The sequence below is a fragment of the Halapricum hydrolyticum genome, from assembly GCF_025517535.1.
GTDB classification, from domain to species: Archaea; Halobacteriota; Halobacteria; order Halobacteriales; family Haloarculaceae; genus Halapricum; species Halapricum hydrolyticum.
This window is the reverse complement of record NZ_JAOPKC010000060.1, coordinates 1-616: the sequence shown is the minus strand read 5'-3', so window position 1 is coordinate 616 and position 616 is coordinate 1. Positions and strand designations below refer to the sequence as shown.

Below are 616 nucleotides of genomic sequence, written 5' to 3'. Positions count from 1 at the left end.
CGGATCCGGGTCCGGTGGGGAAGTAGAATTCGTGTTCGGATTCGGTTTCGAAGCGGTCGAGGACTTCTCGGAGGGGGCGGGCGTAGCGGGAGAGGTCTTCGGCGCGCTGGGTGACTTCGTTGAGTTCGGCGGCCTGTTCCTCGGCGGCGCCGGCGACGTTTTCGGATTCGGCCATGGTCTGTTCGCTGAGTTCGACGACGTCGTTGAGGGTGGCGGCGATCTCCTCGATGCGGTCCAGCGAGTCGCCGAAGTCGACGTCGTGTTCGGCGGCGAAGCCTTCGAGGTCGCGGGCGAGGTCGTCCATGGTGTTAGAGATTTCCTGGAGGCGTTCTTTCTGGTCGTAGGCGTCGTCGGAGATCTGCTGGATGGAGTCGGCGACCTGTTCGGAGGCGTCGCGGACGCTCTCCGAGGAGGTCTGGACGACGTCGCCGGCGGTTTCGACCTCGTCGGCGAAGCTCTTGAGCTGGCCGGTGGTCTTTTCGAGCTCGTCGATCATCTCGTTGAACTCGCCGGCGATGCGGTCCATGGCCTCGTTCTCGCCGTCGGGCTCCATCCGCTGGGTGAGATCGCCGGCCGCACACTGCTGCATGATCTGGGCGTACTCGTCGGCCTTCTC

General features: G+C 64.6%; 1 pseudogene. It reads right to left on the bottom strand.

Annotation, left to right across the window (positions count from 1 at the left end):
* Positions 1-616 (bottom strand): annotated as a pseudogene (locus OB916_RS16960) (methyl-accepting chemotaxis protein); the annotation flags it as partial.